The sequence below is a fragment of the Streptococcus sp. k-378 genome (genome assembly GCF_013277505.1).
GTDB classification, from domain to species: Bacteria; Bacillota; Bacilli; order Lactobacillales; family Streptococcaceae; genus Streptococcus; species Streptococcus pseudopneumoniae.
In genome coordinates this window covers 1-7,647 of record NZ_VMNC01000041.1, presented here as the reverse complement: position 1 = coordinate 7,647, position 7,647 = coordinate 1, and the positions used below count along the sequence as shown (strand labels likewise).

Genomic DNA, 7,647 nt, shown 5'->3' with positions numbered 1-7,647 from the left:
AACGTGGTTTTGAGCTGACTTCGTCAGTTTTATCTGCAACCTCAAAACGGTGTTTTGAGCTGACTTCGTCAGTTTTATCTGCAACCTCAAAACAGTGTTTTGAGCTGACTTCGTCAGTTCTATCTGCAACCTCAAAACAGTGTTTTGAGCAACCTGCGGCTAGCTTCCTAGTTTGCTTTTTGATTTTCATTGAGTATAAAATACAAGAAATACCTCGATTTTGAAGTCGAGGTATCTTTTTTTACATTTGCACAATCTTGCGATAGCTTCTTGAAGTAATCATGAAAATCAACACATAGGCGATGAGGAAGATAGCGCAGATAGACAAGGTCACAATCAACATCATAGTCGTATCTATTACACCAATCACTTTTAAAATCAGACTAAGCATATGGTAGGCAAAGGCTAGATGTATGAAGGCAAAAAGCAAAGGAAGGAAGAAAACAGTTAAAACCTGTTTGTTGATGGTTTGCTTGATTTGCTTTTGATCTAAACCAACTTTCTGCAAGATAATAAAGCGTTCACGGTCTTCGTAGCCTTCAGAAATTTGTTTGTAGTAGATGACCAGAACAGTTCCGACCATAAAGATAATGGATAGGAAAATACCAATAAAGAAGACACCGCCAAAGAGGACACTCATTTGAGCACTAGCATCTGCTAGATTGCTACCATAAACATAGCTACCTTCTGTGTCTAATTGAGCATTAAATTGATTGAGGTATTTTTCATACTCCTCAGCGACCTTGAGTTGTTCTTCTTCACTGACATTTATTACATTCATACCACCGTAAAACTGATTATAGATAGCCGAATCTGGGAATTGATCCAAAAAGGCTTGTAAATCAGGAACAACAAGGTAATTGTAATCAGTAGTCAAGATATTAAACTGATTTGGAACATGGTTCACAATGAAATCTTTATTAAATTCCTCTTTGACAGAAAATTGATGATCATTTAGAGTTAGAGCTTTCTGTCCTTTCAGTCCGTCATTTTTGGCAAAGAGACCAACCTCATTTCCTGATAGAGACAGTTTTTGACCAGTCATATTTTCATAATCTTTTTGGTCAAATACCATGAAAACTGTTTTTGGTTGGACACGGTTTTGTCCTTTTTCAAAAATAGTTAACTTGGTTCCTTCTTGATTTGCAATACCAAAGTTACTGTAACGAAGCACTTCTTTCTCTTTGACACTATAACCTTTGTCACTTGCAAACTGGCTCAAGAGTTTGTCCAAATCTTCTTTTTCAACATTTTTTCCAGTAATGCCAAAGTCATGCGGATTCATCACTTTTTTAAAGGATTCTGAGGCATTGAAAATACTAGTCGCTGCTGACATGGTTACCAAAACCATTGTTGACAAAATAGCGATGGTTGCTAGTCCAACCGCATTTTTCTTCATACGGAAAATCAAGTTGGAAACAGATATGAGGTTATTAGGTTGGTAATAGTATTTCTTGTTTTTCTTTAAGATTTGTAGGAAGACTGTAATCCCTGCATTAAACAATAGATAAGTACCAAAAATAACCAGCAAAACAGCTAGGAAGAAAGTTGTTAGGGCTGTAAGAGGATCGGTTACCGTAAGGGCAAGATAATAGCCAATCCCTAAACTTATGGAACCAAGAATAGTTTGGAGAGGTAGGAAACGACCTCTTTTCTCTCCGCTTGCTTTCTCACGCGAGAGCTGGAGGGCATTCATACGGGCGATTCGAAGGGCATTCAGGAACATGAGCCCTAGGAAAATCAATCCAAAGACAACAAGTACTGCAATGACAACATTCATTTGGAAGGTAGCGACCAGCTCAACCTTCAATTTCATCAGTTTGAGCAAGAAAGCGAAAATTAACTTGTCAAACAAGGCTCCAATACCGATACCCGCTCCAACAGTTAGAATTCCAAATACCACTAACTCCTTAAAGGTCATACTGATCAGATGGCGCTTCTACAAGCCCAACATGCCATAAATCCCTAGTTCCTTGGAACGGTTTTTCATGACAAAACTATTGGCATAGAGGACGATAATGGCTGACGCAAGGGTGACGACAAACATACCAAATCCAAGTGTAGCCTGAATGGTTGTTCCTCCACGGATTTCAGCAATCTTAGGATTAAAGGTTAGAGAGTAAAAGAGATAGGTGACAGTGACCGCCAAGAGAACAGCCAGCGCAAAAGGATAGTAGAGTTTGCGGTTTTTAATCAAGTTCGATACCGCTAACTTATTGGTTAATCGAAACATACTAATTCACCTCGCTTGCCATGACAGTCAAGGTATCAGAGATTTCTTGGAACATCTGACGCTCTGTCTTCTCTCCACGGTAGATTTGGTTGTAAAGAATGCCGTCTTTGATAAAGAGTACACGTTTAGCTCTGCTAGCTGCTGCCGTTGAGTGGGTTACCATGAGAATGGTTTGGCCGCGCTCATTGATTTCATCAAAGACATCAAGTAAGGCTGCAGAGGACTTGGAGTCAAGAGCTCCTGTTGGCTCATCCGCAAGGAGAATTTCAGGTTCTGTGATGATGGCGCGGGCTACTGCTACACGCTGTTTCTGACCACCTGAAATCTCGTAAGGGTACTTCTCTTGCAATTGGTTGATACCCAGATTCTCAGCTGTCACTACCAATTTCTTCATCATCTCCGTAATGGGTCTTCTTGACAAGACAAGCGGAAGCAAGATATTGTCCTTAACAGACAGAGTATCTAGCAAGTTAAAGTCTTGGAAGACAAAGCCCAATTTTTCACGACGGAAGCTAGAAGCCTGTGAATTTTTAATGGTTGCGGTGTCAATTCCATTCAGGTAAACCTGACCACGACTTGGTTTATCCAGCATAGCTAGAATATTGAGAAGAGTTGATTTACCAGAACCAGACTCACCCATGATGGCAACGTAGTCTCCCTTTTCTACGGTAAAGTGAATATCCTTGAGGGCTTCTACTTGGTTGCCCTGAAAACGAGTTTTATAAATTTTTTGAACGTGTTTTACATCTAAAAGTGTCATGAGAATCTCCTTTCTTAATATCCCATCAAATGAAATGTTGCTTGCATCATAGCGCATCCCAGTTGAACACGCTCGATTTCTTTGTGGCTTGGTTGTTTTGAAAATTTTTCTTGAAATAATTTTTTCATGTTCTTACTCCTTTTTCTTTATGAGTCTAGTTTACATCAAAAAAAGACCGCTTGCCATAACCTAACCTTACAAAAAAGACTTTAATCTTACATTTTTGTAAGATTGGGGGAAATATAGGCAAAATTACTTATAAAATGATTTGATTTCCTATTTTTAAAATTGTAAAATATAAGTGTGAAAAGGCTTACTTTGGAAAGGAGGAAGCGGGAACTAACATTTGAGTAAGCTTACCTAGATAACATACCATTCAATTTAACACTTGCAAGTCGTTCAACCTATAAGGAAAGAAGGTGCGCCTTAATGAAACACAAAGAACATATACTCATCGGATTTCTCTATCTACTCTCTCCATTTATCGGTCAGCTCTTAGTTGAAAAAACATACTTTATCGGTACAGAATTTACAGCTACTGCTTATGCTATTTGCTGGCTATCAGTTGTTATCAGCATCCATCATTTTTCAAAAAATGTATTGTCTCAGCATGAAAAATAGATTAGAAACATGAGTTCAAAAGAATGCTTTTAGTTTGTAGATGAAGCTGGAAAAATATTATTAAAAGTAAAAAAGCTTTAAATCAAGCAGTTTAGACTATTGATTTAAAGCTTTCTGCGTATTCCAAATCTTTTGTAAAACCTCACCAAAACCAGCCTTCATTATCGTCAATGGCTTGAGCTTCTTTGCGTTTACGTGGGCCTGTTCCGTACATTTCTGCTTCGATTTCTTCCTTGGTTGGCATGATAGAAGCTAGGATGATATAGATAATCACCCCAAGTCCAAAGTTTGCGACTGTAAAAATAGCAAACAGAAAACGTACAAGGGTAACATCAAAGTTCCACTTGTCTGACAGACCTGCTAAAACTCCTGAAATCATGCGATTTCGTCTCATTTTATAAAACTTACTGTTCATGATATTTCCTCTTTCTGCTAGGTTAGACATAGTATATCACGGGTAGGCTCGGCTTTCATCAGTCCTCAGGCTGATTTACTAGTAGCAACTTTCCTCGACAAACTCCACAGCGATAGCGTTTGGTATCAATCCTTCGCTTGCGATAATAAGTTTGCTGGCAGGATTGACAACGATAGAGCTTGATTGGCTTGGAGTTGCTATTTGGCAAGGTTGGCACAAAGCGTAATCCATCCACTGCTTTCAACAGTTCCTTAAAATCCCGATCCTTGTGTTGATAGCCCTTTCCTTGAAAATAGAGGTGATAATGACAGAGTTCATGTCGGACAATTTTCCTAAAAACGTCCAACCCCAGTTCCTGATAAACCTTGTGATTAAAATCCAAATGCCCATCTTTGGGGAAAAATCGCCCACCTGTCGAACGTAGACGCCTATTCCACTGGGCATGATGGATAAAAGGTCTGCCGAAGTCTTCTAGCGAAACCTGCTTGACGTAATCAGTTAGATTCATCTGGAGCTAGGAGCGACAGATTGACTTTTTCACGTTCAGTATCAATTTTCTTGACCCAAACGGTCACCAAATCTCCAACTGACACCACTTGGCTAGGATGTTTGATAAATTTGCGACTCATGTGGGAAATATGAATGAGACCGTCCTCGTGAATTCCAATGTCAACGAAGGCACCGAAGTCAACGACATTACGCACCACACCCTCTAGCTTCTGCCCAACCACTAAGTCCTTGATATCCAGGACATCTTGGCGAAGCATAGGTGCGTCAAAGGAATCACGGAAATCTCGACCTGGTTTGAGAAGATCTGCAATGATATCTTTAAGAGTTTCGGGACCAAGGTCTAGCCCTTGCGCCATTTCCTTGACTGAAAGAGACTTGAGTTTGCCTTGGGCTTCTTCATTCAGGTCCTTAATGTCCAAGCGTTTGAAAAGTTCCTTAACGGCAGCGTAATTTTCTGGGTGAACTCCTGTATTATCAAGAATATTGCTACTTTCAGGGATACGAAGGAAACCAGCTGCCTGTTCAAAGGCCTTAGCCCCCAAACGAGGAACTTTCTTGATTTGGGAGCGTGAAGTGATTTTTCCTTCTTCTTCACGGTATTTGACGATATTTTCAGAGATGGTTTTATTGAGTCCAGCTACGTGTGAAAGAAGAGCTGGGCTGGCTGTATTGACATTGACACCGACTTGGTTCACCACGGTATCCACGACAAAGTCCAGACTTTCAGACAGTTTCTTCTGACTGACATCATGCTGGTATTGACCGACACCGATTGACTTAGGATCGATTTTGACCAATTCAGCAAGGGGGTCCTGCAAACGACGGGCGATAGAAATAGCAGAGCGTTTTTCAACGGTCAAGTCTGGAAACTCCTGACGAGCAAGTTCGCTGGCAGAATAGACCGAAGCACCACTTTCATTTACGATGACATAACTAACCTCAGGAAAATCTTTAAGAACTTCCGCCACAAAGGCTTCACTTTCACGACTAGCAGTACCATTTCCGATGGCAATAATCTCTACACCGTATTGACCAATCAAGTCTGCCAAATCTTTCTTGGCTTCTTCGATTTGACGAGCTGATGCTGGTTTAACAGGATAAATGACCTGAGTTGTCAGCATTTTCCCAGTTGCATCAACGACAGCTAGCTTGGCACCTGTACGAAAGGCTGGGTCAAATCCAAGAACCATGCGCCCTTTTAGAGGAGCAACCAAGAGAAGATTGCGCAGGTTGTCAGAAAAGAGTTGAATAGCTCCCTCTTCTGCCTTCTCGGTTAATTCTGTACGAATACGGCGCTCGATAGCAGGCAAGACCTTTTTCTTAACGGATTGCTGAACAACTTCATCAATATAAGCATTTTTCACCTTGAAACGAGTAGCAAAAAAGGCAAGAATACGGTCCGTCGCATGTTCAAAACCGATCTTCAAGACACCTAGCTTCTCCCCACGATTGAGAGCCAAGGTACGATAGCCTTGCATAGTTCCAACTGTCTCTGAAAAATCATAATAAATCTGAAAAACCTGCTTTTCATCAAGACTTTCATCCTTGGCTTGAGAAGTGAGTTTAGAGTGTCTCAGCACTTCCTGATAAGTCATAGAACGCAAGGTCACATCTTCCGATAAGGCTTCGACCAAAATATCAACTGCACCGGTCAAGGCTCCCTTGCCAGTCGCAAATCCTTCACAGACGAACTTTTCAGCTTCTTTCTCCAAGTCAACTATATTCTGCAAAATCAAGCGAGCAAGAGGAAAGAGTCCAGCTTCACGGGCAATGGTTGCCTTGGTACGACGCTTTTCCTTATAAGGAAGATAGAGTTCTTCAACGTCTGCTAATTTTTCGGCAACTAAGATAGCTTCTTCCAATTCCTTGGTCAACTTACCTTGTTCTTGAATCTTAGCTAAGACAGCTTCCTTACGGTCATTGAGATTTGTCAGACTTTTATCCAAATCAATAATAGCCTTAATCGCCACCTCATCCAGACTACCAGTCATGTCCTTGCGATAACGCGCCATAAAGGGAATAGTCGCCCCTTCAGCTGTCAAACTTAGAACGGTATCAATTTGCTTTAACGTCACTCCCAAATCCTGAGAGATTTTTTCATATTTTTTATCCATGAAACTATTATACCACAAGCTAAACATTTTAAATTAACTCGTAGAACATTTAAAAAATATGTAGGGAATAGATTTATATGCTACAGCGCAATAACTTGCACTTAAAGAGCATTGCCACCTTTTTTAACCAAGCCATGATATCAAAAGTATTTAATGGATCAGACATAATAGCCAGTTCTGGAAGATGTTCCTGACCTGGAATAACACATTGACTTTTCAAATTTTTATATGGACGATTGACTAAAATTAATTTATTAGAATAAGGAAGATTATCCATCTTATTTAAAATTTCTTCACTAGCTGAATCTTTATTATCAAATTTAAAATATAGATTATCCCAATTTATGCGTTTTTTCTTTTTTCCCACTTAGTCCGTGCTTCTTCAATACTAGAATAATGTAGAAAATGAATATCTATATCCCCTAAGTGCCCCAAAGGATAAACTTCATGGGTCCAGCTCGGTGAAACAAGTTCTTGTTCCATATAGTACCGAAAATCCTTTGTAAGTTTATAATAATCATCAGGAAGAATAAATAAACCAACAAAAGGTGTTCTATATTGGCTTTACAATAATAACTTCTATATCTTTAAATGTTTGTCTATCAACTATTAATAAAGACTCTAATAAACTATTTTTATCTCCTTGATGTAATAAAATAACACTGATTAAGCAAGTCAATTTTACTACCTCCTATAATTTTCTGATAATGATTTTCTTCTTATTTCAATTATATAATCATTTAGTTTTAAAAAAGCGTTCCAAACATTCAAAAATAGTTGGGACTTCCCTTAATAAATCTGTTACTTTCTTTTTCAAGATAGCCCAAGCTTACTCAATAGGATTCAAATCCGGTGAATATGGCGGTAGAGGTAAGAAAAAGTGTTTATCTTGGATGCAGAGTTCATCCAAAATGTTCTTGGGATCAAAACTAGCATTGTCCATGATAATAACATGAGGTGTCTTCAAAGCAGGTAGGAGTTGCGTTTTGAACCA

General features: G+C 39.3%; 6 protein-coding genes and 3 pseudogenes. 1 reads left to right on the top strand and 8 read right to left on the bottom strand.

Features of this window, described 5'->3' with window-relative positions; translation table 11 throughout:
• From HT719_RS11565 to HT719_RS05035, 3 genes and pseudogenes are all read right to left on the bottom strand, one after another.
• A partial coding sequence (locus HT719_RS11565; protein ID WP_345790026.1) for a hypothetical protein occupies positions 1 to 190 on the bottom strand: 190 nt, incomplete at its 3' end.
• Between the two features lie 51 nt (positions 191 to 241).
• Positions 242 to 2,233, bottom strand: a pseudogene (locus HT719_RS05040) (ABC transporter permease).
• Between the two features lies 1 nt (position 2,234).
• Positions 2,235 to 2,993: an ABC transporter ATP-binding protein gene (locus HT719_RS05035; RefSeq protein WP_112443576.1), complete on the bottom strand. Its 759-nt coding sequence runs from the start codon at positions 2,991 to 2,993 to the stop codon at positions 2,235 to 2,237.
• Positions 2,994 to 3,422: 429 nt separating this feature from the next.
• Between HT719_RS05035 and HT719_RS05030 the strand changes: the two genes are divergently transcribed.
• Positions 3,423 to 3,614, top strand: a complete 192-nt coding sequence (locus tag HT719_RS05030) for a hypothetical protein (RefSeq protein ID WP_172928450.1) — start codon at positions 3,423 to 3,425, stop codon at positions 3,612 to 3,614.
• A gap of 142 nt (positions 3,615 to 3,756) precedes the next feature.
• On the opposite strand, the gene HT719_RS05025 is transcribed toward HT719_RS05030, so the two are convergent.
• The 5 genes and pseudogenes from HT719_RS05025 to HT719_RS11560 form a co-directional block, all read right to left on the bottom strand.
• Complete coding sequence (locus tag HT719_RS05025; protein ID WP_001085044.1) at positions 3,757 to 4,029, bottom strand: PspC domain-containing protein; 273 nt, start codon at positions 4,027 to 4,029, stop codon at positions 3,757 to 3,759.
• 58 nt (positions 4,030 to 4,087) lie between these two features.
• Positions 4,088 to 4,537: a SprT family protein gene (locus HT719_RS05020; RefSeq protein ID WP_001054507.1), complete on the bottom strand. Its 450-nt coding sequence runs from the start codon at positions 4,535 to 4,537 to the stop codon at positions 4,088 to 4,090.
• A complete protein-coding gene (locus HT719_RS05015; protein ID WP_014017280.1) occupies positions 4,524 to 6,653 on the bottom strand; it encodes a Tex family protein in 2,130 nt (709 codons plus the stop codon). The genes HT719_RS05020 and HT719_RS05015 overlap by 14 nt, the downstream gene beginning before the upstream one ends.
• A 73-nt stretch (positions 6,654 to 6,726) precedes the next feature.
• Positions 6,727 to 7,214: pseudogene (locus HT719_RS05010) on the bottom strand (DUF1919 domain-containing protein); the annotation flags it as partial.
• Positions 7,215 to 7,389: 175 nt separating this feature from the next.
• A pseudogene (locus HT719_RS11560) lies at positions 7,390 to 7,647 on the bottom strand (transposase); the annotation flags it as partial.

Excerpts from the sequence above, each read along its gene's own strand:
- HT719_RS05025 (WP_001085044.1), bottom strand. The coding sequence starts at position 4,029 with ATGAACAGTAAGTTTTATAAAATGAGACGAAATCGCATGATTTCAGGA.
- HT719_RS05015 (WP_014017280.1), bottom strand. The coding sequence starts at position 6,653 with ATGGATAAAAAATATGAAAAAATCTCTCAGGATTTGGGAGTGACGTTA.
- HT719_RS05030 (WP_172928450.1), top strand. The coding sequence starts at position 3,423 with ATGAAACACAAAGAACATATACTCATCGGATTTCTCTATCTACTCTCT.
- HT719_RS05035 (WP_112443576.1), bottom strand. The coding sequence starts at position 2,993 with ATGACACTTTTAGATGTAAAACACGTTCAAAAAATTTATAAAACTCGT.
- HT719_RS05020 (WP_001054507.1), bottom strand. The coding sequence starts at position 4,537 with ATGAATCTAACTGATTACGTCAAGCAGGTTTCGCTAGAAGACTTCGGC.